The following is a 26,698-nucleotide window of genomic DNA, read 5'->3' as shown; positions in this document are numbered from 1 at the left end:
GTTTTGAAGGCCATTGAAGCCTTTTAACGTTGCAGTTTCGTGAATGCGCCGCTCTGAATCAGTGGTCTTCGAGCTGAATGATCTCGTCGGTGATTTCGTCGAGCTGACGGATCACCTGGTAGATATGCGCCACTTCCAGCAGGGTCGGGCGCGGGATATGGCGACCGGTCCTGACCTTGTACAAGGTGCGCGCCAGCCACACGCTTTGCACGATCGGAATCTTCGCCCGTTTCGCCCGTTCGATCAGCGCCAGGGCGTCTTCGTCTTCGCCCTTGCAGTGGATCAGCGGCAACGGCGTCTGGCCTGGCCGGTAGTACAACGCCACCGCGAAGTGCGTCGGGTTGACCAGCAGCAGATCGGCGTCCTCCAGCGGTTTGGCCGGCGTGGTCGGTTCTTCGTTGAGCAGTTCGTGGGCCAGTTGCCGACGATGACCCTTGACGTGCGGATCGCCCTCGGACTCCTTGTATTCCTTCTTGATGTCCTCGTGGCTCATGCGCATTTTCTTGGCGTGGAAATACTTTTGCAGCGCGTAGTCGACCAAGGCCAGGACCAGCAGCAAACCGAGGGTGGTGCGCAGGATGCTGCGAAACAGCGTCAGCAGCGCATGCCAGTAGGTGGTCAGGTCCGAGTCCGCCAGCAGGATCAATTTGCCCAGCACCGGTTTGATCGACACGTACAGCGTCGCGCCGATGGCGATGGCCTTGAGGATGCTCAGCAGCAGGGTCGTCAGGTTCTGCCCGGAAAACATCTGCTTGAGGTGGCCGATGGGGTTGAGCTTGCCGAGGTCGATTTTCAACGCCTTGGGCGCGAACAGAAATCCGATTTGCAACCAACTGCCGGCCATGCGCATCAGCATGGCCACGCCGACACTTAGCAGAATGAAGGTGATCAACACCCAGGTGGCCTCGCCGATCAGTTCGGTCAGGGTGCTGAGGAACGGTTCGTTCATGCGTTTCAATGACAGGGTCAGCAGGTATTCCAGCTTCTCCACGCTTTGATCGGCCATGCCCAGGCAGACCTCGCTGACCACCATCAGCACCAGCAATTTGCTCAGGTCCTGGCTTTGCCCGACCTGGCCTTTTTCCCGGGCATCGCGCAGTTTCTTCGGCGTGGCCTTTTCAGTTTTTTCGCTCATGGCACCAGCACCAGATGGCCGAGCAGAAACTTGAGATCGAGCAGCTTTTGCAATTGGCCGTTGCCCAACTCCAGCAGGGTCGGCAGGTACACCAGCAGGAACGCCAGCCCGGCCATACTCTTGGCCGGCATCGCCAGCACCGAGACGTTCAACTGTTGGGCGTACAAGCCGACGATGGCGAACGCGGCCTCGATCAACAGCAGCAGGCCAATGAACGGCGCGGCGTAGAGCAGCGCGTGTTGCAGGGTCAGGTTCAATTGGCCGAGGAAAATATCCAGGCCTTGGGCGTTCATTCCGGGCAACCACACGGTGGGCGGCCAGACTTCATAGCTGTCCCAAATCACCTGGGTGATCAGCGACAGACCACCGGACAGAATCACCAGCATGATCAACGCTTCCTGGAATAGCTCGCCCAACGGCGTGGCGTCCGGCCCCAGCGACGGGTTCATCTGCCCGCCACTCAGGGCGCCGCGCTGGCTGTCGAGCAAGGCGCCGACCGTGGCGAACATCCAGAACGGTGCATACAGCAACAACCCCAGCAACACCCCGAGCACCGACTCCTTGAGCAGCAAGCCGACGATGGTGTACCAGTTGTCGTTTTCCAGGGCCAGCACCCGGCCGATGCTCGGTGCCGGCACCAGGGAGATCGCGCAGGTCACGCCGTAGCGCAGCGGCCCTTTGATGTGCTTGAAGCAGAATGCCGGGACCAGGATCAGGCACGGCAGAATCCGTGCGATGGCCAGGCCCATGCCGAGCATCAGCTCGAACAGTTGCTCGGCGTTGAACGGCATCAATGGGCGCCGCCGGAGCGGGCAATCAGGTCGAACGAGAGGTTGATGAACTGGATCAATTCGACGCCGATCCAGCGCCCGGTCGCCGCCAGGGTCAGGCCCACGGCGGCCAGCTTGATGCCGAAGGGCAAGGTCTGGTCCTGGATCTGCATCAGCGCCTGCAACAGCGACGTCAGCACGCCGACCAACACCGCGACGCCGAGGGTCGGCGCGGTGAGGATGACCACCAGGAACATGCCTTGCTTGAACAGTGCCAATGCTTCCACGGTGGGCCTCACATATAGGAATAAAACAGACTGTCGAGCAGCCGCGACCAACCCTGGACCAGCACGAATAGCAACAGCTTGAGCGGCAGCGAGATGGTCATGGGCGAGACCATTTGCATGCCCAGCGCCAGCAGCAGGTTGGAGACGATCAGGTCGATGACAATGAAGGGGATGTAGATCAGAAACCCGATCTGGAACCCGGCCTGCAACTCCGAAAGCACGAACGCCGGGATCGCCAGCAGCAGGTCATTGCTGCTGGCCTTTTCCGCCATTTCTGCCGGCCACATGCGGTGGGTGTTTTCCAGCAAATGGGCCTGCACATCCGGGTCGGTGTTGCGGCTCATGAAGCGCTGGATCGGCTCCATCACCGTATTGGCGCTGACCTGGAGTTTTTCCGTGGTGCCCATTTCCAGTGGGTTGTCCTGCACCCGCTGCTGGATTTCATGCGCCACCGGGGCCATGACGAACATCGTCGCGGCCAGGGCGATGCCGTACATCGCCATGTTCGGCGGCACTTGCTGCACGCCGATGGCGTTGCGGGTGATCAGCAGCACCATGGAGATTTTCAGGAACGCCGTGCACACGATCAGAAACAACGGGACCAATGACAGCGCGCCCAGCAGCAGCGCGAGCATGATCGGGTTCATGCCTTCCATGATCATCGGTCGAATACCACCCGGGTAATTTGCAGGCCGAGGCGCCCGTCGACATCCACCAATTCGCCGTGGGCGACAACGCGCTCGCCATGGCACAGGGTGGCTTCGCCGGGCGTCACGCCGGCAACGTCCAGCACCGAACCCGGCGCCAGGCGTTGCAAGGCTTCCAGGCTCAGGTTGACGCTGCCACTGCGCACCGTCAGGTCGAGGCTCAAACCGGCCAGGGGCGAGGAGGGCAGGACCGGGTCCTGGGCAATCGATTCGTCTGGCGCTTGCTCGTCGACGGGCTCGGTCACTTCGATGTCGGCTTCGGCGATGTCGCCGTCAATCTCCGGCAAATCGTCTTCGTACAGTGGGTCATTGTCCATCGTGAAGGTCCTTTTCGCGGATCAGCCGCAGTTGCAAGTTGCCGTCGATCGCCTCGGCATCGACCGCCCAATCACGGGCACCCAATCGCAGGTGGCCGTGTCCTTCGCTGTCGAACCCCGGCTCGTTGGGCAGCACCACATCGCCCACCCGTAGCGAGCCCAATTGCTGAATCGTCAGGGCCAGGCGGCCGAGCACCACCGGGTAGTGCAGCGGCCAATCCGCCGGCAGCGCTTGTTCGATGGCCTGCCATTGGGCGGCGTCCAACACCCGCAGCAAAGTGTCGGCGGCGCAACTCAGTACGCCGTGTACGGTTTCGCCCGCCCGTTGCACGCTGAGGCGGCAATCGAAGCGCTCGGGCAGCGGCTCATCGACGCCGTCGAGGGGTTCGAGCGGCGCGAACAACCCGGCCAACGTCGGGCTCAGTTGTTGATTCACGTATTGCCAGTACCAGGGCTGCAGCGGGCCGGCGCAGACTACCGGCGCGGTGCCGAACAGGCTCAACAGCGCATCGGCATTGCCCAGGCGCAACAGGCCACGGGCGCTGCCGAATGGCACGGTGGCAGCGCTATCGAAGGACCGCAGCGGACTCAAGGTCAGGCGCCCGTCATCCCCCGCGCTGGAAAAATCCAGCCAACAACCACGGCCCAGCAATCGGCTGGCGGCGGCGACGCTCGGCGCAACCTGGCGCAGTGTCAGCGGCTTCATGCGACCCCCATCGACAGGTCAACGTCGTGCCCCAGTGCGTCGGCAAACGCGTCTTCGCAGGCTTGATGACGGGCACTCAAACGCGTCAGCACGTCACTGCGCTCGAAGCCCAGTTCAATCGCCCAACGGCTGTCACGCTTGTTCGCCCGCACCTGAACCTTGCCCAGGTTGGGCATCAGCAACGTGGCGCTGAACGGGCGGTTGCCGTAGGCCGGCAGTTGCAGCGCCAGCTCATCAATCAATTGCGTCGGCACGCCGTCGGCCGGGGCGAACATGTTGAAATGGCTGCCGCCACCGGTGCCCGACTGATCGCCCTTGCCGCTGCCCGACGGCACCAGCAGTTGCTCGAAGAACAAGCCGTCGGCATCCAGGTGGCGGGTGCTGTCGCGGCCCTGATTCAGTCGGCTGTCCGCCAAACGACCGCGCTCCGGCTCGTTGCGCCGAGGTTGCGCATTGGCGGCCGCTGGATTGTCGGCCCGGGGCTGGATCGCCGCCGGTGCCGGTTTCTGGGGCGGACGCGGCGCCTGGTGCTGGATCGGTGCGTTCAAAAGCTCATTCCTCATTCAGGGTCTCGCTCATGCAGGCGAGTTTTTCCACGGCGCGCTGGCGGGCCTTGGCTTCCAGCCGCGCTTGCTCGATGCGCAGGTGTTGCTGCTCGATGCCGTAGCGCAATTGGTTGGCGTTCTGGCGGATGTAGGCGAGGCGGTCGAGCATGCGGCGTTCCTTGTCATGCCAGCGGTCGACGTCATCCAGCGCCATGGTTTTCTGCAGGTGCGCGGCCGACAACTGCTGACGCCGGACCTTTTGGTTGTCCCGTTCCTGAACCCACGACTGCTCGGTGAGCCGCAACTGTTCGTACATCGCCTGCAACTCATCCTGCAACTGACGCTGGGCACGTTCGGCACGGGCCTGGCGGTGTTGGCGCAAAGGCGTCAGCACGCCGATCACTTGTTCCAGGGCGGCGCGGTCCGGGTCGGCTTCGAGTTCGTCGTCCATGCTCAACCCGGCAACTGCGAGGTGATTTGCATGAGCAGCTCAAGGGTGGTTTCCAGCGGCACCGGTTCGCGCAGGTCCTGGCGCAGGAAGTCATTGATGGCGTCGTTGAGTTGCACCGCGCAATCGGTCACCGGATCGGACCCAGGCTGGTATTCCCCCAGGCGCAGCAGCATTTCCACTTGCCGATAGGACGCCATCAACCGGCGCAGGCGATTGTTGGCTTGCTGGTGTTCGCGGCCGGTGACGTTGCTGAGGATCCGGCTGATGCTGGCCGGCACATCGATGGCCGGGTAATGCCCGCGCTCGGCGAGTTTGCGCGAGAGCACGATATGGCCGTCGAGCAGCGAACGCACTTCGTCGGCCACCGGATCGTTCATCGAATCCTGTTCGATCAGCACCGTATAGATCGCGGTGATCGAGCCGTTTTCGCTCATGCCGGCGCGTTCGACCAGTTGTGGCAGCAAGGTGTACACCGACGGTGGCAACCCCCCACGGCCCAAGGGTTCGCCGGCGGCGAGGCCGATTTCGCGTTGGGCTCGGGCAAACCGGGTCAGGGAGTCGATCAGCAACAAGACTTTCATGCCGCGATTGCGAAAAGCCTCGGCGATGGCGGTGGCGGTGAACGCCGCGCGGGCGCGCTCCATGCTGGAGCGGTCGGATGTGGCGCAGATCAGCACTGAACGCTGGCGCAGGGTGTCGTCCAGTTCATGGTCGAGGAATTCGCGCAGCTCGCGTCCGCGCTCACCGATCAAACCGAACACGATCACATCGCAATCCATGTTGCGCGCCATCTCCGCCAGCAGCGTGGTCTTGCCGCAACCGGCCCCGGCGAACAGCCCGACCCGTTGCCCTTCGCCCAACAGGATAGCGCTGTCGATGGCGCGGATGCCGGTGGGCAGCGCCGTGCTGATCCGCGGTTTTTGCATCGGTGGCAAAGCGTCGGCGATCACCGGGGTGGTGGTGCGGCGGTCATACGGCCCGGCAAACGCGCCGTCGCCGTCTCCCAGCAGCGGCCGGCCGAAACCGTCGAGCACGCGGCCAAGCAAACTGTCATCGACGCCGATGCGATGGGCCATGCCCAGCGGCCGAATGCGCGCGCCAACCTGAATGCCGTCCGGCGTGCCGAGGGCGCTGAGCAAGGTGCATTGCGGGGTGAAACCGACAATCTCGGCGAGCATGCTGTGGCCGTCGGCCTTGCTCACTTCGCACAGGTCACCGATCTTTGCGGCGGGCACCTGGCATTCGAGCAGGATGCCGTTGACCGCCGACACCCGGCCGCTGATGCGCACCGCCGAACAGTTCGACAGGCGCGAGGTTTGTTCGTGGGTCCATTGCGCCAGGGCGGTGCTCACCAGCGCACCTCGACATGCCGGTCACCGTCGAACTCGATGCGCTGCTCGTCGATCCGGCTCAGGCGCAGACCGTTGAGCACATCGCCGATGTACAGCCGTTGGCCCTCGCTGGTGACCAAGTGCGCGTTGGTGCCGCTGATGATCTGCACGATCACAAACGGCAGGCCGGCCCCCGCGGTGGCGACCTCGTCGAGCAGCGGCACCGGCAGTTCGTAACGTTCGTTGAAGCGTTGCAGCATGCGCTGATAAACCAGCAGCGCGTCGTCTTTCAGGCCCCCCTTGAGGGCCAGGCCTTCGCCGCTGTCTTCGACGCTGACGTCGGTCAACAATCGGTCGCTGAGTAGCGCGTTGAGCTGGCGGCGTACGGCGTCGCGGCTCGCAAGTTTCACCTTCGATGGTGACGCTGCGTTGGTTTTCGAAGGGGCGGGCGCGGCAATGGCGGCCACGGGCGCGCTGATGGCTTCGCTCGGCTGGCTGGCGCTGCGACTCAGGCCCCAGGCGCTGCCCATGATGCCCACCAGCACGCCGACGATCACCGCGCCGATGCGGTCGAACCGCGTCGAGCGTCCCGAAACATTCACCAGCGGCGGCGATTGCTCGGCGCTGTCCTGGGCGTTTTCGCTGGGTGCAACCACTGGCACCAGTGGCCAATCCTGCTCGGCCGCCGACAGGCACAACCAGACATTGCCCAGGGCGAAGGTCTGGTTCGGTGTCAGTTCGGTCATCGTGCGCGCATGGCCTTCTTCATCGTTGATCAGGCTGTCTTCGGCCTTCAACTGCCAACCGTCCTCGGTGCGGGTCAGCCGACAATGCAGGGCGGCGACGCCGGGGTCGTACAGCGCCAGATCATGCTCGGCATCGGCACCGATCAGCCACTGCTCGCCAATCAACGGCAACGCGGCGCCCTGGTGCAGACCACTCAATACCCGCAGCTCAAACATCACGACAGTCTCCAGGCATCAGGCCGCATAGTCGTCCTCCAGCGCTTGCTGGTCGTCTTCGAGATCGAAACGGCCCATCACTTTCACTTCGGCGACGTTGCTGATCTCGGCGAAGGACAGCACCGGCACGTGGTGGAATTCATCCTGCAACAAGGTGCGCAACGGGCTGCGCAAGTCCTGGGCGACCAGCAACACGGCGCGCTCGGCGGCGCGCAGGGGGAAGGCGATGCGCAGTTGCTGCACCAGTTGCTGGCTCGAGCCGTTGCTCAAGGCAAAGAAGGTTTCGGTCTGGGTCTGGCGCAGGCTGTCGCGCAGGATGCCTTCGCTTTCCGGGGTCAGCAGCCACACCAGCAAACCGTTGGCGCCGCAGTACTGGTTGTAGATCAGCGATTTGAGGGCGATGCGCACGTAGTCGGTGAGGGCGGTGATGTCGCGTTCATGCTGACCGTGTTCGATCAGGGTTTCGGCAATCACCCGGATCGCCCGCAACGGCACGCATTCGGACGCCAGGCGTTGCAGCACCGAGGAGAAGCGCGCCAGCGGCAGCACCCGTTGCATTTCCTGGGCGAGTTCCGGTTGCTCGGATTCGAGCCAGCCGAGGATCGCCTTGGTTTCCTGCAAACCGATGAACTGCGGCCCGCAGGCCTGCAAGGCGCGCTCCATGCGTTCGACAATCAGGGTGCTGGCGCTGATGGTTTCCACTGGGCTGTCCTGCAATTGCGCAGCGTCGGCCGGCAACCACAGCCATTGGCTTTCCTGGCGGTCGAGACTGCCGGCCACTGCCTGCTCGTACTGCCCGGCGTCCAGGGTATCGACGTCGATGGCGACGTGGGTCTGGTTGAACGTGGCCTTGAGCATCGGCACTTCATAGACCGAGAAACGGAACTCGTCCGGCGCCAGGTGCTCGGCGGTTTCGATGATGAACGAGGGCAGGGTCAGGCCGTAATGCACCACCAGGCGATTGCGCCGCTGACGGATTTCGCTGACCAGCGCTTCGATTTGCGCCATGTTTTGCTGGGGATGGAATTGCAGCAAAAACTGCCGGCTCGGGGTAAAGGTGCGCAGGTCTTCGTTGCCATTGTCCTCCGGCGCCACGGCGACCGGTTGGTCCTGGCCGGACTTGGGTTTGGCCCGCTGCAATTGCAGCACGCCGCCCAGGCTGCAAATGATCGCGATAACGATGAACACCGCCGTCGGCATCCCTGGCATCGCGGCAAACCCGAGCATCGCCACCGAGGCAATGATCCAGGCCTTGGGCTGGCTGGTGATCTGCTCGGCGATCTCGCGGCCGATGTTGGCTTCCACCCCCGGATTGTCGTTGGACACCCGGGTGATGATCATCCCCGAGGTCACGGAAATCAGCAGCGCCGGGATCTGTGCAATCAAGCCGTCGCCAATGGTCAGCACGGTATACAGCTGCACCGCGTCGCCGGCGCTCATGCCGTGCTGGATCACGCCAATGGAGATCCCGCCGATCATGTTGATCGCGACGATGATCAGGCTGGCGATGGCATCGCCGTTGACAAATTTCATCGCCCCGTCCATGGCCCCGAACAATTGGCTTTCCTTGCCCAGTTCCGAGCGTCGGCGCCGGGCTTCGTGGACGCTGATCAGGTTGGCGCGCAAGTCGCTGTCGATGGACATCTGCTTGCCGGGCATGGCGTCGAGGGTGAACCGCGCGCCGACTTCCGCCACCCGTTCCGAGCCCTTGGTGATCACCAGGAAATTGACCACGGTGAGGATCATGAAAATCACCATGCCCACCGCCAGGTTGCCGCCGACCACGAACTGCCCGAACGCCTCGACGATGTGCCCGGCGTCCTGGTCCAGCAGGATCAGGCGCGTGGTGGAAATCGACAGCGCCAGGCGAAACATCGTGGTGATCAGCAACACCGAGGGGAAGGTCGAGAACGCCAACGGGCGCGGCAAGTGCATGGCCAGCATGATCAACAGGCAGGAAATGCAAATGTTGATCGCAATCAGGATGTCCACCAGCCAGGTGGGCAGCGGGGTAATCATCATGAACACGATGGCGAGCACGACAAACGCGCCCACGATCTCCGAGCGCCGCATGGCTGCCAGGGCGATCTGGTTGAGCGCGTTGATAATCCATTGCATCAGGCAGTGTTCCCCTGGGTCGGGTTTTGCTCTTGGCGGGTGAGCTCCGCCATCAGCGTCAGCAGGTTGCCCAGGGCGGTCTGGCGGGCCTTGAGGTCGCGCCATAACAGAATGGGCAACTGCTGCAGCATCGGACGCAGACCGTTGAGAAAGGCCAGTTGGTGCTTGAGGTGTTTGCCGCCGACAAATTGCGTCAGTTGCAGGGTTTCATGCAGGTTCATGCCTTTGCCCGAGAGCGTCAGCAGGTGCTTGAGGAACGTCGGCGCATTCAATTGCAGTGCGGGGTTTTTGCCGCGCATGCGGCCCAGCAGGTGCTCGCTGGTTTGCAACAGGGTCGCGACATGCCGGGCGGTATTCAGGCCGTGCATGAGGTTGCGCAATTGCTGCTGGGTGCTCGACGGGCTGAGGGCCGCGAGGTCATCGGCGATGGCGCCGCGCAGGTCGCGCAGGGTCGGGGCGAATTGCCGTTCGCCTTCGTCCTGGCCGAGCAGGGTATCGATCAGCCCGGAGATGCTTTGTTGGCCGACCACCCCTGAATAGTACAAATCGCGCAAGGTTTGCCGGCGTCGCGGGTTGAGGCTGGACTTGGCAAACGCCCGGGCAGTATTGATGCCGGCCTGGGCCTTGTTGCCGTGTTCGCGCCGCAGCAGCTTGAGTTGCTGATTGAGGCTGACATGTTCACCGCTGGCCCCTTCGTTATAGGCCTGGCGCGAGGCGGCCTGAAGCATCACATGGGCCTTGGCCGCGTCGTCGCCACTGAGTGCCAAAACTTGCGCAAGGGTCGGGGTCTGGTTCTTCAGTTGCTTGCGCAGTTCCCGTGCCGCGCTGTCGAGGCCTTTGTCCTGGCTGCCCATCAGCAGTTGATACAGCTCGCCGAGTTTGACGGCCTTGGATTGCAGCGCGTTGGTACTGGCCATCAGGTCGCGCTGGCTCAGCGTGCGGCTTTGCTGAATCAGCGCCGAGGCGAAGCGCGTGACCTGTTGCGTGGCGGTGCCTTGATTGGTCGGCGGCGTGCTCTGGGCAAGCAGCGCCGCCGACTTGACAGGCGTTGCCGGTGCCGGTTGCTGGACATGTGGAATGTTCGGAGCCGCGATCTTCATGGCGCATGTCTGTCAGGGATATGCGCAGTGAGTGGCCGGTCCTGGCCATCCGGTTCCATCGCGATGGCAAACGGAACAGGTGTGCCATTTCTGGTATTGGATCCAATCGGCTTGTGCAAGAACTTGCACAGAAATCATCAGCAACAGTTTTAAAAACCGTTACAAATCATGTGATTACAGAAATGTGTCAATTGGCATACATATCGCTATAGCCCTGGGACATATCCTGAAATGGTTTATAGCGATGCTTTCCAGCAATTCGATGACCTGTCCAGCACCTGTTTCCGGCCTCCGCCAGCTCAATACCGAGCAGGTGCACAAGCTAAGAATCTTCATCAAGAAACGAGTGATGAACCTCGACGATGTGGAGGACATCCTTCAGGGTACATTCCTCGAAGCACTGCGCAACGAGCATAAATTTCGCTACGACTCCCAGCCGCAAACCTGGTTGTGCGGCATCGCCCTGAACCTGATCCGAAACCACTTTCGCAAGCTGTACAAACAGCCTTTTCAGGAAAGCTGGGAGGACCGCGAAGAGCAGGAATTCAGCGACGGTTGCGACATCGGCGCCCAGGTGGATGATCACCGGCAGTTGGCGCGGGTGGTCCGGGCCATCGGAACCTTGCCGATGACCATGCAACAAGTGCTGCGGGTCAGCCTCGAAATGGACGGCAACTATCAGGACACCGCCTCAAGCCTGGGCGTGCCCATCGGTACCGTGCGCTCGCGTTTGTCCCGGGCGCGGGAGCAACTGAAGCGCAGCGTGCCCTGTGTTTTTTGAGTGCCGGGGGGATTTCATTCACGGCACATTGGAACCGTTTGCGCTCGTCATGCCACACATCGGCACTGTCCGACTGAAAATGGCGACCCCTCATGCGCATTTCCAACACACCGTTACCCGCCACCGGCTCTCCATCGTTGGGTGGCGACAAGCCGTTGCGGCCCACGGCGGAGAATGCCAGGCCCAGCGCCTTGGCCACTCCGGGGGGCGGTGTGCAGTTCGGGCAACAGGCCGGGTCCCAGACGCTGGCCAGCCCGGCCAAGGATGCTCAGTCACCGAACCTGTTGGGGTTGGTGATGAAGCGTTTGCTCGGCGGCGATGAGCGCACCACAGCCGCGCGGCCGCTTACCGAAGTTACGCCCGCGACCCGTACCGCTAACACCACGGCGTCGGCGGCCAATCCTGCGGCGACGACCAGTCCCGAAGCCCAATTGCTCGACGACTCGAAATATTCCTCACCCAAGGAGCTTGAACGCTGGGCGCCGCTGGTGGCGGACCTGCCGCCGGAACAGCGCGAGCAAGCGGCCAAGGAGCTTAACCGACCGATCGCTGCCGCCCTGATGGCTACGGAAAAAGGGCCGGACGCGGCCAAGGCGATGAAGTTCATCAATGACAATCCGGCGCTGAAGACTGCGGTCGATACCGGCAAGCACGGTGGCAAGGCCGACGGCAAAATCACCGACGGTGACCTCAAGGCGTTTGCCAAGAAGATGCAAGGCGCGGCGGATAACGCCGACAAGGACTTGGCGAATTATCAGAAAGACCATCCCAATGCGGATCCTCAGTCGTTGCAGATGGTCCGCTCGGCCTCGTTGCTGCAAGCCAACGGTCCACTGGCAAACGCTGCCAGTCCCAAGCACGCGGCCGGCGCGGAGGGCGAGACCAAAGTCGACCAGTACATGGACGCCGAGGGCTTGAAGGCGTTGCAGGACAACAACCCCGGGCTCGCCGGGCCGCTCAAGCAAGCGTCGAAAACCTGGTCGCAGCCCGGCCTGCTGAACATGCTCGATCAGGGCGGCCTCAAAGGCCGAGACCTGGCCACCCATGGCCCGGACAAGAAATTCGACGCGGCGAACATCAGCAACTGGATCAAGAACCAGGCACCCACCAACGGTGGCGAGTTCGCCGGGATGCTCAGCGACGCCGCGACCCTGAATGCCGTCGCAGGTACGGACATCAGCAAGCTGGGGAAAGAGGTGTTCGAGCAACCGGAGAATTACACCGGCGCCCAGAAAGCCGCGGTGATGGTCAAGTTGCAACAAACCCAGCAGAGCGTGGTGGCCGGTTCCGATCTGCGCAAGACCGGCAAGACTGAAGAGGCCCTGGCACAAAAGATCGGCCAGTTGCAGGACGACCCCGATGTGCAGGCCTACATGAACCAGGCCATTCCCAGTCAGGAACGAGCGCTGGTGGCCAGCGACCCGTCCCTGGAAAAAGCGGTGAAGGGCCAGTTGCAAAATGTGGTGAGTGGCCAGGCCCTGCGCAACGACATGAACAGCGCCGACAAGTCCGCAAAAAAAGACACCAACCCCGACTACAGCACGGCCTTGGGCGGGTTATCGGCGCAACTGCAAATGCAGCAGGACTTGCTCGGTCCCGAGGCCAATCTGCCGACGGCTGCACAGGTGGTCGGTAACCAGCCGGACGTCCAGGGCAAGCTGCAACAGTCCTACGTCAACAATTTCAGTGAAGGCGGGTCGCTCAAGCAGTTACTGGGGCAGAAAAAAGCCGACGCCGGCCAATCCCTGAACACCAGCGATGCACAGAAAGCCGCCTATGACGCGGTGCTGCCGCAGAGCTTCGTCCAGGGTCAGCAGGCCAGTTATGTGGACGCCACCGTCGGCCAGTTGCAGCAGTCGAAAAAAGGTCGCGAGCTGCTGGAAAACGCCGGTGACGGAGCAGGGCGGTCCGGTTCGGTCTCCGATGCCGTGGCCCCGAAAAACAAGGCCCAGCAAGTCAAGGATGCCTACGACAACACCAAGCAGGGCCTCTCGTCGGCCAAGGATGGCGTCGATGCGGTGCGCAAGCTGGCCGGTCGTGAAGCATCGGCCGGGCTCGGTCGCATGGCCGGCTCCATCGGTGGAAGGATCGCCGGGGCCGTGGCGGGCGAGGCCGCCGGGCTGGCGGCGGCATCGGCCATCGGCGCGGCGGCCGGTCCCGTGGGCTGGGTGATTGACGCGGCCATGAGTATTGGTTTCGGCATCGCCGCGATTGTCGAGGCCGTGAAGAAACACACCGCGCAAAAGCATTTCGACCACAACGTCGACCCGACCCTGGAGCAGTTTGGTATTCCCAAAGCGCACTGACCAAACGCACTACCTGATGCCAACTATTTAATACACCACGAGGATTGCCCATGAACTCGATAACGCCTCCCGTCCATTCCCAATCGTTGCATACACCCGAGCCCCTTGAGTTGCAGACGCGGGGAGCCTCGACATCGGCCAGCGGGAGTGTCGCAATCACCCCGGGTAGCCCGGAAGCACTGGCGGGCCTGAAAACCCAAATGACCGAGTTGTTCAGGGGCGACCGAACCGAAGAAAACGGGGCAGAGATGGATGCGTTGGCCAACGGACGGGCCAACAAACTGCATGAGATGGGTTTCACCCCCGCCGCCATCGAGGGTCTGCTGGACAAGGCCGAGCGCATGGACCGGGTGACCGTTCCGACCCAGGGCGCAGTGGGCGGCTTGCCATTCGGCGTGGTCACCGTGGTGCTCGACAAAGTCCCTGGGGTAACGGCCGATGCTGCCGGGAACCCGGGGTATACCGGTTACATTGCCGGGTCCATGTCGGGGGCGGCCGATGTCGTAGGTGCCGGACTGCTGACCAAGGCGACCGAAGATTCGCTGTGGCTGAAGGCGCCGGCCGACAAGCTTGAAGACATCATGGCGGCCTCCCAGAAGACCAAGTCCGAGGCCAATCCGCTCAAGCAGGCCGGGCAAAGCGCCACAGCCCTGCAGACATTTACCGTGCGTAACGTCGCGCGCCTGGGGGTTGCGGCAGCGCTCAATGCCACGCTCGGGCCCAAGGCCGCCGCCGCGGCGGATACGGCCATCGGCTCGGCGGGCGGCATGGTGGCTGGCGCCGGGTATGCCGTGATCATGCATAACCATCAAAAAGCCGCCGGCCTGGTCGGCGGGGCGCAGTTGTTCGGGCGCAAAGACTGGGAAGAGCAAGTCATTGAACTGAGGGATTGCAGTCCATCCAAGCCTTACATCAACGGCGCCAAACGCGCCGCCAAATTCCCTCTGGACGTTGCGACCGATACCTTGAGCTCTGTGCGTAAGGTTTTTGAAGGCGGCAACCTTCTGACTAACGGCGGTGCGCTGGCAGGCGGTTTCGCGGTGACGGGCATAGCGCGTAACGCGGCCAAGACCGCTGCACTCAATCACGGGTTGCCGGCGGGCGCCGTTGCGGCGGCGGATCATGCGGTCAACGTCGCGGGTTCGGCATTGACCTTCGCCGCTTACGGTGCCGCCGGTGTGCTGGCCGGAAAAGCGACGGACAAAGGCGTCAAGGTGATTCAGGAGGACATTCCGCCCAAGGCGCAGAAACTGGCGGACGGTGCGCAGAAGGGCATTGAGACCGGGGCGAAGGCCACCGGGAAATTTGCCGGCGACACCTATGGCTCGGCCAAGACAGGCTTGGCCGAGGCGGGCACAGCGATCGGAGATGCCTACACCACCGGCACGACAGCGCTTGGAGAGGCCTACAACTCCGGCACGACGGCGCTCGGCAATGCGGCGCTTTCCGGTGCCAACATGGTTGGCGATCTCGTCCAGCGTTCGGGTTTGCGTAGACGTCCAGCGCCCACCGATGGCGGTGCAGACCAGGTGTGAAGGCCCCCCCCGATGCGCAAACATCGGGGACTTCAACAGGTTTGCCGCGCTTGCATAAACCCGATGACAAGGCGCGCCGCTTCATCGGGTGCTGCCTGAAGCAGACAATGCGGCGCTGTCACTTCAAACACCTGCATTTGCGGTTTCAGGTCCGAGATCCGTCGCACGGCAGCCGCGGGCACCACGCGGTCCCGGGTGGCGCGTAGATAAACCGTCGGCACATCGATTTGAGCAAGTTGCGCCGACATATCGACGCCGAGCACCGACCGCAGTCGTGCGCGCATCACCGAGGGGCTGACCTGATTGATCGCTCGACTCAAGGCCATGCGCAAGGCTTGGGTGGAGAATCGACCGAGCAGCAATGGGCTGAACCACCCGGCAGGCACGATACCTATCGGCAGGAGGTTGACCAGGAAGCTCAAGCGATTGAACAGCGGGCGCGGGTTACTGGCGAACGTGCAGCACAGCACCAGCCCGACTTGTTGCGGCAGACGCAAGGCCGTCAGGGCGAGGGCGATCGGTCCCGAGAAGGACTCACCAACCAATACGAACGGGCGGTCGCTGGGCAGCGATTGTCTGGCAATGGCTTGCAGTTCTGTGTAGTTCAGCGGGACGTCGCCGGGGTAGGTCACGACAACGACGTCGCAAGCGTGGTCGAGGGCCGACACGAAAGGCTCGAACAGTTCACCTGTTCCATCCATTCCGGGCAGCAGGACAAGCGTCGGCAGGTTTGATCGGTCCATGTCTTCCTTCCTTGGCGAGTGGCTATTCTGGCCCATTTGACCCGTCTCGTGCTTGTCAGAATGGGCCTGTTTATCTGTGGGGCGCCGGCAGGCGGATCTCCAGGTTTTGGGCTACTACTGACAAGCCCTTTTCCATTTTCCTGTCAGGAGCTTCCTTATGTTGTCTCACTGGTCTCTTGCGGCGATCCACCTCTTGGCGTTTGCCATGGGCCTCTGGGGCGTGCTGACCCGAGGCACGGCATTAAGCCGCCTGGCCGCGGGCACGGCGCCGGTCCGCAGCGTGCTGGTGGCCGATAACGTGTGGGGGATTTCGGCGGGGATATTGCTGATCACCGGTTTGATGCGGGCTTTTGGCGGCTATGAAAAAGGCACCGACTATTACCTTCACCAGCCGTTGTTCCATCTCAAGATGACGCTGTTCGTGATCATCCTGCTGCTGGAACTGGCGCCGATGATCACCTTGATCAAGTGGCGGATCGCCTTGGGACGGGGCGCCGCCATTGACTTGGGGCGGGCCAAACTGTTTGCCCGCATCAGCCATATTGAAGCGCTGTTGCTGATGCTGATGGTGGTTGCGGCCACCGGCATGGCACGGGCGGTGACCTTCGGCTAGCGTGGACCTGATTCGTCGTGGTTAAAGAGAAAAGTCTGACAGCCATGGCGTAGCCGAAGCCGGTAGTATCGGCTTCACGAAATGGGGGAGGGTTTGGGGGACGAGCGTTCAGCAAAATACCGAGCCTGAATCTTTAGCCAGCCATTGCGCTGAAGCGAACGGGCTGGCTGCTGACTGCAACAGGATTCAGGGTGTTTGCGGCTTGTCTGGAGCGGTCAGGCCAGCCTGAATGCGCTGATAGATTTCTTCGCGATGCACGGCAACGTCTTTCGGAGCGTTGATGCCGATCCTGACTTGCTGGCCGCTAACGCCCAGAATGGTGATAGTAATGTCATCACCGATATTTATGCTTTCACCGACTTTGCGGGTGAGTATCAGCATGGTCTTCTCCTTGATTGCTTTGTAGGGCACCTGATTCAGACAGTGCAGAGGTCGGTGTAGTTATAGATTAGTGCGAAGTCTCACGGTTTGGGTGCCTCTTTCTGACGCGCAGATGCTGCATTAATTCCCAAGGCGTAACTATACAGAGGCCGCAACCATCATTCTCGTTGTTTTAAGCCCATTTTACGGGACTCGGGAAGTATTCATGAATGCTAAAATCCGCTCTTTTGGCATTCAGAGGGAAGCGTTGTGCGCAAATTGGCCTTGGTAATCGCAGTATTGGCGTTGGCAGGATGTGGTGAAGGCAAGGATGCGAGCGCTCAAAAGACGCCATCCGCGACCGTTTCCGCACCGGTAACGGCACCCGCCGCTGCAGCGGCTCCGCAATGGGATCTCGAAGTGCGCGGCGAAACAACCCAGGCGGTGAGCGACCTGAGCGGCTGGCTGATCGAACACAGCTTCGTTTCCAATGTGGTCCGGGAAAACGGCAAGGATCGGATCCTGCTCGGTCCGTTCCCTTCGAAAGCCGAGGCCGAGGCCCGACAGGCTGACCTGAACGCGGCCCTGACCCGGGCGAAAAAGATGAACATCGAATCGCTGATCATCGAGCGTCCGGCGGCGCAGTAACCGCGCATTTGTTCAGGCGCCGTTCAGCGGGGAATCCTAAAGGGTGTCCACGGTGACTCGTATCTATACGTAGTCATTTTCGATTCCCAGAAGGAGCTCCCCCATGGCCTCCACCAATCCTTACAAAATGTTCGACGCGGTCTTGCGGCGCAAGCAGACCCTGAGCCCACACATGATGCGCGTCACCCTGGCCGGCCCGATGGTCACCGAGATGGCCACCTGGGCGCCGGATCAACGGGTGAAACTGTTCTTTCCGGCAGAAGACGGATCACCGGCCAGGCTCGCCCACGACGATGGCTGGTACGCCCGCTATCGCTCAATGCCGGTGGCCCAGCGTCCGGCGATGCGCACCTACACCATCCGTCATTTGCGTGCCGAGCAGGGCGAAGTCGATATCGATTTCGTGTTGCACGGTGAAACCGGCCCCGCGTCCCGTTGGGCCATCCGAGCGCTGCCGGGTGCCTCGATCCAGATCACTGCGCCGGATCGACATTTTTCGGCGCAGGACGCCGGAGGTTTCGAGTGGAAGCCACCTCAAGCACTCAAGCAACTGTTGCTGGTCGCTGATGGCACTGCGTTGCCCGCGGCTCTCGGCATTCTCGATGAGCTGGCGGCCATGGCCGAGCCGCCGGTGACCCAGGCTTTCTTTGAAGTCGACAGCCGCGAAGATGCCTTGCCGGTGCCGGACTGGCCCGGGCTGTCTGTTGAATGGCTGATTCGAGATCACGCGGTTGCAGGATCGCTGATGGTCGAGGCAGTCCGGCGGGCGAATCTGCCGTCATTGACCTCGAAAGCATCCGAAACGGAGGAACTGACGCAAATCGATGTCGACGAAGAGATCCTCTGGGAAACCGCCGAGTCGGCCAGTGACGGTTTCTACGGCTGGATTGCCGGGGAAACGGTGGCGGTGATGAGCCTGCGCAAGTACTTGATCAAGGAGCGCGGCATTCCTCGGGATTCGCTTAACCTGATGGGCTATTGGCGCTGCAACAAAGTCGGCGGTTAGAAACGAACAAAGGCCTCGGGTTTTGAAACCCGAGGCCTTTGTGTTTTCAGCGTTTGTTCAACCGCAGGCTTTCATGTCCACCGGGCCGACAAACTCGTTGCCGCGCCCCATCACACACGCCACGCTCTGATTGCGCTGACGCTCCCAGGTCTGCACCGGGTAGGTCTTGTTCCAGGCTTCATACAATTGGCGATCCTGTTTGGACAAGCGCAAACCGTACTGCTTGCTCATGTAGAAGTACGTCCGGGCAATCATCCCGCGAATCGATGGGCGGGGCATGACCTTCTTTGCCTTGAAGTCGACCTGGGTCAGGCACGAACCGTATTGACCCGATTGCACCGGCAGCCAGCCAAAACTGAAGTTGCTGCGATCGCCATTCACCTCCTTATCCCGGACGACCGTTTGATGACAACGCAAGGAAATGTGAAAAAAACCCTCAATTTCAGATTGTTAGGAGGTGTGCTGTCGATAAGTAGTCCGTCTTCAGCATGTCAACGCTGACATTTTGGCCAAAATCCAATTGTTCAGACGAACGGTAGGCTGGTTTGAAGCAAGGGAACCAAGTGGCTGAGGTTTAAATCAATGGATGGGAAGATTACGGCGGCATGCGTGCTTATTGCCTTTCTCGAATCCTTTTGCAGTACCTGAAAACAGTAGCCGGACTTAGCTCAAGATTTTTTGAAATATTCTTTTGACCCAACCCCGACTGTAGAAGGGCTTCGGTCTTTTCTTCTGCTAGCTTTTGGCGCGATTCACTCGAAAGGCCCTCTGTAATTTGAGCTCGATCAACTTCCTTCTGGAATGCTTCGAGCAACCGGTTCTGGCTGAGCAGGGTAGTCGCGGCCAGCGCGCCTTTTATCGTCTGTTGAACGGACTGCCCAGTCCGCACGGATTCGCATAAAGCGATCACGAGTGGTTCAACTTGGAGAGTAGCAGCAATGGAAACGAGCCTATCTAGCGTAACGCTCGAATTACCGTTCTCAAGCCAGCTCGTGTAATGACGACTGATAGCTTCTGAAGCTCATCCTGGCTCATGCCCTTTGCTTTACGCAGAGCTCGCAGCGTTACAGCGAAGGCGCGCCTCATCGAAGTCTTGCATCCCCAAAAGGAAAGGATAAGGCCGCTATGCCAGAACGCATCACCTCGCGAAGGGGGGCTGCTACCGTGAAAGGCTGCAGCTAGTCGAGGATGCCTCACACGATCCTTCCTTTTCGGTAATCGATGGTCGCCTCAGCAATTAGCTGGCTGATACAGATTCTGTAGAATCTGAACGCCATAGCCATTTGAAAAACCACAAAAGCCGTTCGTTGCCGTTTGCTCTATATCTTCCAGTGCCCATACACCGTGGATCTGGATAGCCCCAGCCTTTCCATGACGTCTTTCCGGCTAAATCCTGCCTCCTTTAGCTCCCTAATAGCCTGAGCATTTTTAGAGCCTTCCGGCTTCCCACGCGAGCGCTGCACAAGCGTGTCGTCAACGATCTGTGTTGCAAGAAGATCTAATCCTCCTTCTGACCGAAAACTCTCCAGTTCCACACGGGCTCGTTCCAAAGCCGCTTCGGGGGGCTCGCCATTACTCATCGAGATGCTGATGGCTAGAAGGGCTACAGGGTCAAGCTTCAGAGGCGTGGATAGCTCGATCAATTTATCAACGGTGATGTTGATCTTCCCACGTTCAAGCGCACTGATGTTTGTGCGCGCGGTGACAGACGCCAAGTCTTCGTATGCCAGCCCGCGCACCGACCGGACTACCCGGATCGTTGCGGCAATCTCTTTCTTGAGCGACATGATCGTCCCTAAAAAGCGAGGATAGGGCCACACTCGAAGTGTTTAGATAAACGTCGATTGATGTTATTATTCCGGACGACGCCAATTGAAAGCCTGGTGAGCTGCCGTTGTATCTGCACCCAGGCGTCCTTTGGGGCCTCGCATTGACCTAATCGAGTTCGAAGGATCGTAAACGTATTCCATGTATTGACGCGATTTAATCCCGCAAATGTAGGAATTTCTGTCGGTCATGGAAGCGGCGAGCTGATTGTTAAATGGGCATGGAAGCAAAATTCAAGCGGGTTGCCTCATGCGCGCACCACATACGAGTATCAAAAATGTTTATCTCAGATGAGTCCTACTCATTTCGTTTTCCTGGGCTTTTTGGAAGCGGGCAATCGGCTTGGCGAATGCTTGAGCGGCAATCGATGGATCCTTGGTATCAAGTCATCCGCAGGATCTGCGAAGGTTCGGGGCATCGCATTGAGAAATTGATATCGACTAGCGCCTCTGTCTTGGTCGAAATTCTCGCGGATAGCAAAACCAGTTCGGTTGAGGTCGTACAGGTCATAACACCGCCCTGGATGAACGCCACTCCTTTGGATCGTATGGAGACTTTGATCGAGTTGACCGCTGGATACGACCATAGTGGCGAATATGTATTGCTTCACAAAGTCGAGTGTGGAGCGGTTTACAGCACGTCTACTGATGGTACGAGCGACACGAGTTTGCTCACGGAAGTGAAAACCATCTACGAAGATCCCAAGCGTAACGCATCGATGGTTCCGGAATATCCCACAGTACTGATGCCTAAAATTCCGGAATAGTCCGAGGCGAACATGCTATGAAGCTCCAAATCTACTCAGATCTGCACCTCGGCTTCGCTCGATTCAAGCCCGCCGCGCGCGACGCGGACGTAGTAATTCTCGCCGGTGACATTGATATCAAATCGCGCGGCGTAGCTTGGGCGAACGACACATTCCATTGCCCGGTGATTTACGTTTGCGGAAATCATGAGTTTTACGGCGGTCACATCGATCGCACGCTTCGAAAAATGAAGGACGCCGCAGCGCCACATGTTCACGTCCTCGAAAACGAAGTCTTGATACTCAATCAGACGAGGTTTTTGGTCACGACTGCATGGACAGATTACTCGTCGACCGGAGATGTCGTTGCCGCGAAACGAGTCGCGTGGGACTGGATGAACGATTTCACTGTGATCAGAACTGATGCAAATTTCCGGCGTTTACGTCCTGATGACTTGATCGCTAAATCTCAGGCGGCGTACGCCTGGCTAACTGGCGAATTGGACAAGCCCTTCGCGGGTAAAACTGTTGTCGTCACTCACCATGCCCCCGCTTTGGAACACGTGAGTGAGGATTTTCCTGCACACCTCAGTGCTGCGTACGCAAACAATTGGCCTGAGCTTCTAGAGAAGGCCGATCTTTGGGTGTACGGGCATACCCACATCGCTGCGGATTTCGTTAAACGAGGCTGCCGAGTTGTGTCAAATCCTCGCGGATACCCGACCGAAGAGACCGGTTTCGACCAGGATTTTCTGATCGAGATTTGATGAGCTGTCTCTCAGTTATGAACCTTAGCGAACTGAATTTCGCTGCGTACGAATTCGAGAAAATTACATGGTCACGTTAGAAGAAATCTCGCAGCTACTTTACGGCGCAGGCGCGGAGATGGCTGGCTGGTTGGGGGCTGAGGAAGACCTGATCTATTTAGCAGCAAAGTCATTCCCAGGCAAAGCATTCTGCGTTGTTCGGCAGTGGAATTTAATCGACCTTACGGTTAACCCTGATGAGAAAGAAAAGCTCACCGGGCTCGGTCTACTGCCCGCGACTCTCTTCGCGCACGAAGTTGTTTTTGATAGTCGAAATCGATTTCAGGCGGGCATGTGGGTACGCAGTAACTTCGGAAAATCCTTCGCAGAAGGCTGCATGTTTGAAACCAAGAGTACGGTCTACCTCCTGCTGGGATCGGGCCTAAGAAAAAATGCCAGCATAGGTGCTGCTTTTTCTATGAAAGCGGATTGAGCTATGACTGGCGCAAAATACTACTTGAGTCATGTGGAGATGGCCGATGCCAGAAATCATCGAAGTCGAATTTCATAGTAAATATCTCAGTGACTTCCAAATGAGTCGCCTTGTACAAGCGAGTCTCCGAAAATACACAGTGGCCATTACGGCTTTTATCAGCGATGCAGTGATCATTGATGATAGGTGCCTCGGAGTGTCTTTCGATCACCTGCAGCAAGACGACGCGTATCAAACAGCCAATGGCGGAATTATTCGCACAGAAAAAATACAGAGAGCATGGAAAGAAGGGCGGTTTTGGCTTCTTGAGACGCGAGAAGGAAATTACCTCGTTGGTAGCTTCAAGCGTGGGGGTGGGCGACGTAGTTTTCTTGAGTTGCTTCGTTCCGGTGAACGTCTCCAATCTGAGGATTGAATATTCTGGGGGGTGGAACTGCATGGCATCTGATGAACGCTGGACAGTTGCTCGGGCAACGAGAAATTTCGATGAGTTGCTTGAGAAGGTGATCATGATGCGTAAACCGGTTTTTATCGATGGTCAGCAAAGGAGAGCTGTTCTGATCTCGATAGAGGAGTGCGCCGTCCAGGATGAGCTCCGCTCCCGCGTTCTGTCAGACTTCTGAGGCATCGCTTGCTAGGCCTAATACGGTTTGAATCAGCAGCGCTCCGAGTTAGCCGTGCGGAGCGCTTCAAACTGCCTCTATGCTGTGACCCTCGTTTACCATCGGACGGTTCACAGCTGGCCTTGGCTCAGTAACCGTACTCGTTCAGCAGCTTCTGCAAAAACTCACGCCGCCGTTGGACGATGCTCAAAATGAGATAGTCGCGGTCGGTGTCCCTCGTCGACAAATGCCCAGCGTCCACAAGGCCGTGGATGTAGCCTTCAGCTTTTCCCCTCGCTTCAAGTAGGTCTTCGATGGAGGTGCTTTTGTAAATGTCGCCAGCGATGAGCTGCCACCGCTTTTTCTGCCAATGCCCGACGGAGTCATCGGAAAATTTCGGTGCGTTGATCAGAGTGTTGAAATCGGTGCGTGCGTCAGGTGTGTTCAAAGCGGATTCTCAGAACAGTGATAACTGAGCGGAGGCTATCATGCGCACACTATATCGCCTGTTGTTGGCTGGTTTTTATAGGCGCTGGCGCGAAGGGACGACATCAATGATGGTGCCCGCTTTCGGTGGCGTCTTTCAACGTTGTGGCGCGTACAGGCAGTGCTATTCAGCGAGTACATTCCTAGCCCGGAGTTCGATATGGGATACCTCAGCCTAGAGGACATCTACCCCGATGACGTAAAGATATATGGCCATCTGCGGGTGGGGATGACCGACCTCTACGTAAAAGACAATCATGCCGTTTATGGTGTGGTTACGCGTGGTCAATACCGCGAGCTGACCAGCAGGTTACTGCGTGACGAAGCAGTGCAAATCATCATCAGCGCTAAGCTCGCAGCGTTGCCTGAGGATTACGATCCGTGGATAAGGCGGATCGAGCGCAATCGCGCCTTACACGCTAGGTATGGGGACAAGTTCGATCCCTGGGGGGACGACTGACAGCCCCCACGTCCAATCACTAACGCAGCGCCTAATCTTACTGGACGACCTGGTAGTCACGCTCCTCGCAAATCCGTCGGTGCTGTAAATAGTGGGATGAACACGGCTCCAATGACAGGCCGCGCTAACAATTCGTTGAAAAGGAAAGGGCGTTGAAGATATTCCTAGATTGCGAATTCACCCAGCTCAATCAGGACTCGAAGCTCATATCACTAGCGCTGGTATCGGAGTCCGGCGAAGAGTTCTACGTTGAGCTGACGGATACCTATGTGGTTGAGGACTGCAGTGATTTCGTCATCCATTATGTTTTACCGCAGCTCGATCCTAGACGGTATGGCCAGTCGCTCATCGAAGCCAAACACTCACTTCGAAGATTTCTAGGCGGCTTCGATGGAGAGCTTGAGGTATGTTCAGATGCGCCAAATTGGGACTGGGATTTTTTCTGTTATCTCGTTGATGTTAAGAATCAACCATGGCCAGAGCAGGTTATGAGTCAACCGACCAACCTCATAAGCCTTTTCAGTCAGGTCAATGCAGAAGTTCTTGAGCACGTTGAGCTATGTGATCCACCTCACCATGCTTTGCTAGACGCACGAGTGCTTGCGGAGCTATTCAAGATATCGGTATCCCAGTTTAAGGTTTCACCATAATAGGGCTTCTTAGCTCGAAGATTTCTTACGTCGTAATGAATTTTTGCAGCCCATGACTGGCAGATGACCTGCGTAAGTAGCGAGCGTGCCATAAGGAGTGGAAGGTGCGAGCTTGAGCTTGACGACACGCGATGATCAACTTTGTACGGTGCGCAGCAGGTGATCGAGTTCACCGCAATGGATACGGCGGGGGGAGAAACTGAATTATTGGAAATTATGGCTCAGCCATAATTACTGCCCAGACATAATTTTTCATTTCAAAAATCTTCTATCTAGGTAATAGCTCGAGAAGGCATCGGCGTGGTTTTTGGCCACAACCGAAAAGACCAATACGATCGTTTTGGCGACGGCCACCTGATCAGGACTTCTGACGTGTTGAAGGTCTAACGCGAGGGGAGACTCAGGGTGATGACAGCCGTGAACTCCCGGTACGTGCTCGCAACGTTCCAGCGTGGAAATGGGCGTTCGAGTCTGCGCGATTTTCTACGTCTTTCACGGCGGCAGCACCATTTCACCCCTCGGGTGCAGCAATTATGCCTGGCCAGCTGCTCCTCCACCTTTAATCAGGTACGATCCTGATGACGACTCATCAACAATCGAGATCGAGACATGCAAGATGGCTGCTGGCCCTTCCATCTCTTCGGTGCCAATTTCGCCACTGAAGCCGTTGCGCAAACATTTGTGTTTGAACAGTGGGAGCCAGAGCCCCCTGAAAGCGCAAGCGAAGCCGAGTACGTTTCGTGGGAAGACCGGAATCCAACCTGGCGAATAGCGGAAGATCTTGGGTTCTTTATGGATTCAGACTTCGTTGAGCTTGCCGGCACCCCAGATGACGTCATAGCTCAAATCCGTAGTCAGTCCGAGAGAGCGCTGGTCAGCTCTAAGGTAGGAGAATTCACGCACTTTATAATGGTGGGTTCGAATGCCATCTGGGGCGACCGTCGTTCGACCTCTACACAAGTGGAACCGCTGGTACGTTTGCCGGAGAGCACTGCAACCATTTCATATCTGGGTCTGTTCAACGGAGTTTGACTTCCCGAAAGGGCGTGTCTGCGTTCGGCCAGCTACTGCGGTATACGATTGAGCGCTTTCGACCCAAAGCGGTCAGCGGCGCTGTACACATGAGTGATCACCATGCGTTGAACAACCACCCTCTAGTCATTTGATATATCGGTAGACCTTTGTTGTGCGCACCGAGAACCCCGCGCTCTCGTATAAACGATGAGCAGATTCACGATCTGGGTTGGATGTTAAATCCAGTGTTTTCGCCCCAAGGTCACGGCTTTTTTCTATTGCTGCTTGTATCAGTGCTTTGCCAATCCCCTGACCTCGGGCACTGGCATCCACAACGACGTCTTCGATCCAAGCACGAATTCCTGTCGGAATGCGAAAATGAATTAGGGTCAGCGCCCCCAAGATGCTTCCGCCACCTGCTGCTTTCACCACCAACAAATCGGAGCACTCTGAATCCACAATCTGCTTCAAATCTTCCATTGTCATCGCTTGAGCGTTTTTAGAAAGCTGTGGGAGAAGGTCATTCAAAGATCTGAGTAGTACAGGATCGGTTTCTTGAACCACCTCGACAATAGCGGATTGGTTTCTCATTAGAGATCCTCAAGCGAAAGGGCGATGAAGCTTCAATGGTTCAATTTGACACATTACCCGAAAGGGGCTGCGGGTGTCCGCTTCTGGCCCAGAGTGTGTAAAAACGCTTCGCCAAAATTGAAGTGTGCGCGTCTACGTTAAATCTGAAATTTATCGGCACGTCAGCAGATGTGGATTTCGCGTAGAAACGCGATTTCCAGTCCGGTGTTGAGTACCTGACGCGCTCAAAAACGTTTTTACACAGCCTCGGCCGTTTGTCGCCCATCGTGACAGCCAGCAAGACTTTTGGTATTCCGTGTCCACCTTCAACTGAGCCTCCACCAACCCTCCGACCTAGCACCTATTGTAGGGAAGGGCACCCCCCACCTTTGGGTATTGTGGGTAAGGCAATAGAAATCTACCGAAATGAAAAGTGCCCACTTCGTTGCTGTGACGGGGGGAGACCAGATGTTAATAGGTGGCTTGGATATTGCTCTGATGCTCCTACTGACCGATTAATGAATTAAAGGAGATAGAGCCTTGTGGAAATATCCTCTGCTTCTTGTCATGACGCTTGGAATAGGAATCCTTGCAATCGGATGGGCTTCGAGCGTTATCGTTCTGCTCTGGGTGGTGCGGTGACCTTCCAACATTGAGTCACCCGTGCTTTGGATCGCCTGAATG

General features: G+C 58.8%; 32 protein-coding genes and 1 pseudogene. 15 read left to right on the top strand and 18 right to left on the bottom strand.

The window, feature by feature from the left end:
- Positions 1 to 58: 58 nt before the first annotated feature.
- Genes sctU through sctW form a run of 12 tightly spaced genes read right to left on the bottom strand, consistent with a single transcriptional unit; the run spans position 59 to position 10,429 of the window.
- On the bottom strand, positions 59 to 1,135 hold the full coding sequence (gene sctU, locus HKK52_RS09545) for a type III secretion system export apparatus subunit SctU (RefSeq protein WP_169370618.1): 1,077 nt from the start codon (positions 1,133 to 1,135) through the stop codon (positions 59 to 61).
- The gene (sctT, locus tag HKK52_RS09540) at positions 1,132 to 1,926 is read right to left on the bottom strand and encodes a type III secretion system export apparatus subunit SctT (protein WP_169370617.1); all 795 of its coding nucleotides are present in this window, start codon (positions 1,924 to 1,926) and stop codon (positions 1,132 to 1,134) included. Before sctT ends, sctU begins: the two co-directional genes overlap by 4 nt.
- Positions 1,926 to 2,192: a type III secretion system export apparatus subunit SctS gene (gene sctS / locus HKK52_RS09535; RefSeq protein WP_123365535.1), complete on the bottom strand. Its 267-nt coding sequence runs from the start codon at positions 2,190 to 2,192 to the stop codon at positions 1,926 to 1,928. Before sctS ends, sctT begins: the two co-directional genes overlap by 1 nt.
- 8 nt (positions 2,193 to 2,200) lie before the next feature.
- Positions 2,201 to 2,854 carry a type III secretion system export apparatus subunit SctR gene (sctR, locus tag HKK52_RS09530; RefSeq protein ID WP_169370616.1) on the bottom strand — a complete coding sequence of 218 codons (654 nt, stop codon included), beginning with the start codon at positions 2,852 to 2,854 and terminating at the stop codon, positions 2,201 to 2,203.
- Positions 2,851 to 3,216 carry a FliM/FliN family flagellar motor switch protein gene (locus HKK52_RS09525; protein ID WP_169370615.1) on the bottom strand — a complete coding sequence of 122 codons (366 nt, stop codon included), beginning with the start codon at positions 3,214 to 3,216 and terminating at the stop codon, positions 2,851 to 2,853. Before HKK52_RS09525 ends, sctR begins: the two co-directional genes overlap by 4 nt.
- On the bottom strand, positions 3,206 to 3,922 hold the full coding sequence (locus tag HKK52_RS09520; RefSeq protein WP_169370614.1) for a type III secretion system protein: 717 nt from the start codon (positions 3,920 to 3,922) through the stop codon (positions 3,206 to 3,208). The genes HKK52_RS09525 and HKK52_RS09520 overlap by 11 nt, the downstream gene beginning before the upstream one ends.
- Complete coding sequence (locus HKK52_RS09515) at positions 3,919 to 4,470, bottom strand: type III secretion system HrpP C-terminal domain-containing protein (RefSeq protein WP_237150762.1); 552 nt, start codon at positions 4,468 to 4,470, stop codon at positions 3,919 to 3,921. Before HKK52_RS09515 ends, HKK52_RS09520 begins: the two co-directional genes overlap by 4 nt.
- Positions 4,471 to 4,474: 4 nt before the next feature.
- Positions 4,475 to 4,918 carry a type III secretion protein gene (locus HKK52_RS09510; RefSeq protein WP_169370613.1) on the bottom strand — a complete coding sequence of 148 codons (444 nt, stop codon included), beginning with the start codon at positions 4,916 to 4,918 and terminating at the stop codon, positions 4,475 to 4,477.
- A gap of 2 nt (positions 4,919 to 4,920) precedes the next feature.
- Complete coding sequence (locus tag HKK52_RS09505; RefSeq protein WP_169370612.1) at positions 4,921 to 6,270, bottom strand: FliI/YscN family ATPase; 1,350 nt, start codon at positions 6,268 to 6,270, stop codon at positions 4,921 to 4,923.
- Positions 6,267 to 7,211: an FHA domain-containing protein gene (locus tag HKK52_RS09500; protein WP_169374218.1), complete on the bottom strand. Its 945-nt coding sequence runs from the start codon at positions 7,209 to 7,211 to the stop codon at positions 6,267 to 6,269. The genes HKK52_RS09505 and HKK52_RS09500 overlap by 4 nt, the downstream gene beginning before the upstream one ends.
- An 18-nt stretch (positions 7,212 to 7,229) precedes the next feature.
- A complete protein-coding gene (gene sctV / locus HKK52_RS09495) occupies positions 7,230 to 9,329 on the bottom strand; it encodes a type III secretion system export apparatus subunit SctV (RefSeq protein ID WP_169370611.1) in 2,100 nt (699 codons plus the stop codon).
- On the bottom strand, positions 9,329 to 10,429 hold the full coding sequence (gene sctW / locus HKK52_RS09490) for a type III secretion system gatekeeper subunit SctW (protein WP_169370610.1): 1,101 nt from the start codon (positions 10,427 to 10,429) through the stop codon (positions 9,329 to 9,331). Before sctW ends, sctV begins: the two co-directional genes overlap by 1 nt.
- A 244-nt stretch (positions 10,430 to 10,673) precedes the next feature.
- Between sctW and HKK52_RS09485 the strand changes: the two genes are divergently transcribed.
- The 3 genes from HKK52_RS09485 to HKK52_RS09475 all read left to right on the top strand — a co-directional run bounded on the left by HKK52_RS09485 (position 10,674) and on the right by HKK52_RS09475 (position 15,051).
- Positions 10,674 to 11,210, top strand: coding sequence for an RNA polymerase sigma factor (locus HKK52_RS09485; protein ID WP_169370609.1), 537 nt, complete (start codon positions 10,674 to 10,676; stop codon positions 11,208 to 11,210).
- Positions 11,211 to 11,302: 92 nt separating this feature from the next.
- Positions 11,303 to 13,516, top strand: a complete 2,214-nt coding sequence (locus HKK52_RS09480; protein WP_169370608.1) for a type III effector HrpK domain-containing protein — start codon at positions 11,303 to 11,305, stop codon at positions 13,514 to 13,516.
- Between the two features lie 50 nt (positions 13,517 to 13,566).
- Entirely contained in the window at positions 13,567 to 15,051 is a 1,485-nt protein-coding gene (locus HKK52_RS09475; protein WP_169370607.1) for a hypothetical protein, read from the top strand.
- 32 nt (positions 15,052 to 15,083) lie between these two features.
- On the opposite strand, the gene HKK52_RS09470 is transcribed toward HKK52_RS09475, so the two are convergent.
- Positions 15,084 to 15,794, bottom strand: a complete 711-nt coding sequence (locus tag HKK52_RS09470; RefSeq protein ID WP_169370606.1) for an alpha/beta fold hydrolase — start codon at positions 15,792 to 15,794, stop codon at positions 15,084 to 15,086.
- 157 nt (positions 15,795 to 15,951) lie between these two features.
- Here HKK52_RS09470 and HKK52_RS09465 point away from each other — a divergent pair, with 157 nt between their 5' ends.
- Positions 15,952 to 16,407: a DUF2214 family protein gene (locus HKK52_RS09465; RefSeq protein WP_169370605.1), complete on the top strand. Its 456-nt coding sequence runs from the start codon at positions 15,952 to 15,954 to the stop codon at positions 16,405 to 16,407.
- Positions 16,408 to 16,593: 186 nt separating this feature from the next.
- On the opposite strand, the gene csrA is transcribed toward HKK52_RS09465, so the two are convergent.
- Positions 16,594 to 16,788 carry a carbon storage regulator CsrA gene (csrA, locus tag HKK52_RS09460; RefSeq protein WP_007938114.1) on the bottom strand — a complete coding sequence of 65 codons (195 nt, stop codon included), beginning with the start codon at positions 16,786 to 16,788 and terminating at the stop codon, positions 16,594 to 16,596.
- Between the two features lie 249 nt (positions 16,789 to 17,037).
- Between csrA and HKK52_RS09455 the strand changes: the two genes are divergently transcribed.
- Complete coding sequence (locus tag HKK52_RS09455) at positions 17,038 to 17,415, top strand: SPOR domain-containing protein (RefSeq protein ID WP_169370604.1); 378 nt, start codon at positions 17,038 to 17,040, stop codon at positions 17,413 to 17,415.
- 103 nt (positions 17,416 to 17,518) lie between these two features.
- Positions 17,519 to 18,421 (top strand): siderophore-interacting protein, encoded by a 903-nt coding sequence (locus HKK52_RS09450; RefSeq protein ID WP_169370603.1) that lies wholly within the window; start codon positions 17,519 to 17,521, stop codon positions 18,419 to 18,421.
- Between the two features lie 57 nt (positions 18,422 to 18,478).
- Here HKK52_RS09450 and HKK52_RS09445 read toward each other — a convergent pair whose 3' ends face one another.
- On the bottom strand, positions 18,479 to 18,862 hold the full coding sequence (locus tag HKK52_RS09445; protein ID WP_442962292.1) for an endonuclease: 384 nt from the start codon (positions 18,860 to 18,862) through the stop codon (positions 18,479 to 18,481).
- Positions 18,863 to 19,740: 878 nt separating this feature from the next.
- Complete coding sequence (locus HKK52_RS09440) at positions 19,741 to 20,208, bottom strand: helix-turn-helix domain-containing protein (protein ID WP_169370602.1); 468 nt, start codon at positions 20,206 to 20,208, stop codon at positions 19,741 to 19,743.
- Between the two features lie 317 nt (positions 20,209 to 20,525).
- Between HKK52_RS09440 and HKK52_RS09435 the strand changes: the two genes are divergently transcribed.
- The 5 genes from HKK52_RS09435 (at position 20,526) to HKK52_RS09415 (ending at position 22,855) form a co-directional block, all read left to right on the top strand.
- On the top strand, positions 20,526 to 21,014 hold the full coding sequence (locus tag HKK52_RS09435) for a hypothetical protein (protein ID WP_169370601.1): 489 nt from the start codon (positions 20,526 to 20,528) through the stop codon (positions 21,012 to 21,014).
- A 17-nt stretch (positions 21,015 to 21,031) separates the two neighbouring features.
- A complete protein-coding gene (locus HKK52_RS09430) occupies positions 21,032 to 21,760 on the top strand; it encodes a metallophosphoesterase family protein (RefSeq protein ID WP_169370600.1) in 729 nt (242 codons plus the stop codon).
- 67 nt (positions 21,761 to 21,827) lie between these two features.
- A complete protein-coding gene (locus HKK52_RS09425) occupies positions 21,828 to 22,232 on the top strand; it encodes a DUF6957 family protein (RefSeq protein WP_169370599.1) in 405 nt (134 codons plus the stop codon).
- A 46-nt stretch (positions 22,233 to 22,278) separates the two neighbouring features.
- The gene (locus HKK52_RS09420; RefSeq protein ID WP_169370598.1) at positions 22,279 to 22,647 is read left to right on the top strand and encodes a hypothetical protein; all 369 of its coding nucleotides are present in this window, start codon (positions 22,279 to 22,281) and stop codon (positions 22,645 to 22,647) included.
- A gap of 22 nt (positions 22,648 to 22,669) precedes the next feature.
- On the top strand, positions 22,670 to 22,855 hold the full coding sequence (locus HKK52_RS09415; protein WP_169370597.1) for a hypothetical protein: 186 nt from the start codon (positions 22,670 to 22,672) through the stop codon (positions 22,853 to 22,855).
- Between the two features lie 127 nt (positions 22,856 to 22,982).
- Here the strand turns inward: HKK52_RS09415 and HKK52_RS09410 are convergent, their stop codons facing one another.
- The gene (locus tag HKK52_RS09410; RefSeq protein ID WP_169370596.1) at positions 22,983 to 23,282 is read right to left on the bottom strand and encodes a hypothetical protein; all 300 of its coding nucleotides are present in this window, start codon (positions 23,280 to 23,282) and stop codon (positions 22,983 to 22,985) included.
- A gap of 198 nt (positions 23,283 to 23,480) precedes the next feature.
- Here HKK52_RS09410 and HKK52_RS09405 point away from each other — a divergent pair, with 198 nt between their 5' ends.
- The 4 genes and pseudogenes from HKK52_RS09405 to HKK52_RS09395 all read left to right on the top strand — a co-directional run bounded on the left by HKK52_RS09405 (position 23,481) and on the right by HKK52_RS09395 (position 25,462).
- Positions 23,481 to 23,780, top strand: a complete 300-nt coding sequence (locus HKK52_RS09405) for a hypothetical protein (RefSeq protein WP_169370595.1) — start codon at positions 23,481 to 23,483, stop codon at positions 23,778 to 23,780.
- Between the two features lie 152 nt (positions 23,781 to 23,932).
- Entirely contained in the window at positions 23,933 to 24,430 is a 498-nt protein-coding gene (locus HKK52_RS09400; RefSeq protein ID WP_169370594.1) for a 3'-5' exoribonuclease, read from the top strand.
- Positions 24,431 to 24,712: 282 nt separating this feature from the next.
- Positions 24,713 to 25,009: pseudogene (locus tag HKK52_RS32620) on the top strand (hypothetical protein); the annotation flags it as partial.
- 30 nt (positions 25,010 to 25,039) lie between these two features.
- Positions 25,040 to 25,462, top strand: a complete 423-nt coding sequence (locus tag HKK52_RS09395) for a hypothetical protein (protein WP_169370593.1) — start codon at positions 25,040 to 25,042, stop codon at positions 25,460 to 25,462.
- 126 nt (positions 25,463 to 25,588) lie between these two features.
- On the opposite strand, the gene HKK52_RS09390 is transcribed toward HKK52_RS09395, so the two are convergent.
- Positions 25,589 to 26,035: a GNAT family N-acetyltransferase gene (locus HKK52_RS09390; RefSeq protein WP_169370592.1), complete on the bottom strand. Its 447-nt coding sequence runs from the start codon at positions 26,033 to 26,035 to the stop codon at positions 25,589 to 25,591.
- Between the last annotated feature and the right edge of the window lie 663 nt (positions 26,036 to 26,698).

Source organism: Pseudomonas sp. ADAK2 (assembly GCF_012935755.1).
In the GTDB taxonomy this organism is placed as follows: domain Bacteria; phylum Pseudomonadota; class Gammaproteobacteria; order Pseudomonadales; family Pseudomonadaceae; genus Aquipseudomonas.
The sequence above is the reverse complement of the archived record's forward strand: the minus strand, read 5'-3'. Positions and strand labels throughout refer to the sequence as shown.

Bases quoted from the DNA above. Each gene is read 5' to 3' on its own strand.
- sctU (WP_169370618.1), bottom strand. From the start codon at position 1,135: ATGAGCGAAAAAACTGAAAAGGCCACGCCGAAGAAACTGCGCGATGCC.
- sctT (WP_169370617.1), bottom strand. From the start codon at position 1,926: ATGCCGTTCAACGCCGAGCAACTGTTCGAGCTGATGCTCGGCATGGGC.
- sctR (WP_169370616.1), bottom strand. From the start codon at position 2,854: ATGATCATGGAAGGCATGAACCCGATCATGCTCGCGCTGCTGCTGGGC.
- HKK52_RS09525 (WP_169370615.1), bottom strand. From the start codon at position 3,216: ATGGACAATGACCCACTGTACGAAGACGATTTGCCGGAGATTGACGGC.
- HKK52_RS09520 (WP_169370614.1), bottom strand. From the start codon at position 3,922: ATGAAGCCGCTGACACTGCGCCAGGTTGCGCCGAGCGTCGCCGCCGCC.
- HKK52_RS09510 (WP_169370613.1), bottom strand. From the start codon at position 4,918: ATGGACGACGAACTCGAAGCCGACCCGGACCGCGCCGCCCTGGAACAA.
- HKK52_RS09500 (WP_169374218.1), bottom strand. From the start codon at position 7,211: ATGTTTGAGCTGCGGGTATTGAGTGGTCTGCACCAGGGCGCCGCGTTG.
- sctV (WP_169370611.1), bottom strand. From the start codon at position 9,329: ATGCAATGGATTATCAACGCGCTCAACCAGATCGCCCTGGCAGCCATG.
- sctW (WP_169370610.1), bottom strand. From the start codon at position 10,429: ATGAAGATCGCGGCTCCGAACATTCCACATGTCCAGCAACCGGCACCG.
- HKK52_RS09485 (WP_169370609.1), top strand. From the start codon at position 10,674: ATGCTTTCCAGCAATTCGATGACCTGTCCAGCACCTGTTTCCGGCCTC.
- HKK52_RS09480 (WP_169370608.1), top strand. From the start codon at position 11,303: ATGCGCATTTCCAACACACCGTTACCCGCCACCGGCTCTCCATCGTTG.
- HKK52_RS09475 (WP_169370607.1), top strand. From the start codon at position 13,567: ATGAACTCGATAACGCCTCCCGTCCATTCCCAATCGTTGCATACACCC.
- HKK52_RS09470 (WP_169370606.1), bottom strand. From the start codon at position 15,794: ATGGACCGATCAAACCTGCCGACGCTTGTCCTGCTGCCCGGAATGGAT.
- HKK52_RS09465 (WP_169370605.1), top strand. From the start codon at position 15,952: ATGTTGTCTCACTGGTCTCTTGCGGCGATCCACCTCTTGGCGTTTGCC.
- csrA (WP_007938114.1), bottom strand. From the start codon at position 16,788: ATGCTGATACTCACCCGCAAAGTCGGTGAAAGCATAAATATCGGTGAT.
- HKK52_RS09450 (WP_169370603.1), top strand. From the start codon at position 17,519: ATGGCCTCCACCAATCCTTACAAAATGTTCGACGCGGTCTTGCGGCGC.
- HKK52_RS09440 (WP_169370602.1), bottom strand. From the start codon at position 20,208: ATGTCGCTCAAGAAAGAGATTGCCGCAACGATCCGGGTAGTCCGGTCG.
- HKK52_RS09435 (WP_169370601.1), top strand. From the start codon at position 20,526: ATGTTTATCTCAGATGAGTCCTACTCATTTCGTTTTCCTGGGCTTTTT.
- HKK52_RS09430 (WP_169370600.1), top strand. From the start codon at position 21,032: ATGAAGCTCCAAATCTACTCAGATCTGCACCTCGGCTTCGCTCGATTC.
- HKK52_RS09425 (WP_169370599.1), top strand. From the start codon at position 21,828: ATGGTCACGTTAGAAGAAATCTCGCAGCTACTTTACGGCGCAGGCGCG.
- HKK52_RS09420 (WP_169370598.1), top strand. From the start codon at position 22,279: ATGCCAGAAATCATCGAAGTCGAATTTCATAGTAAATATCTCAGTGAC.
- HKK52_RS09415 (WP_169370597.1), top strand. From the start codon at position 22,670: ATGGCATCTGATGAACGCTGGACAGTTGCTCGGGCAACGAGAAATTTC.
- HKK52_RS09405 (WP_169370595.1), top strand. From the start codon at position 23,481: ATGGGATACCTCAGCCTAGAGGACATCTACCCCGATGACGTAAAGATA.
- HKK52_RS09395 (WP_169370593.1), top strand. From the start codon at position 25,040: ATGCAAGATGGCTGCTGGCCCTTCCATCTCTTCGGTGCCAATTTCGCC.
- HKK52_RS09390 (WP_169370592.1), bottom strand. From the start codon at position 26,035: ATGAGAAACCAATCCGCTATTGTCGAGGTGGTTCAAGAAACCGATCCT.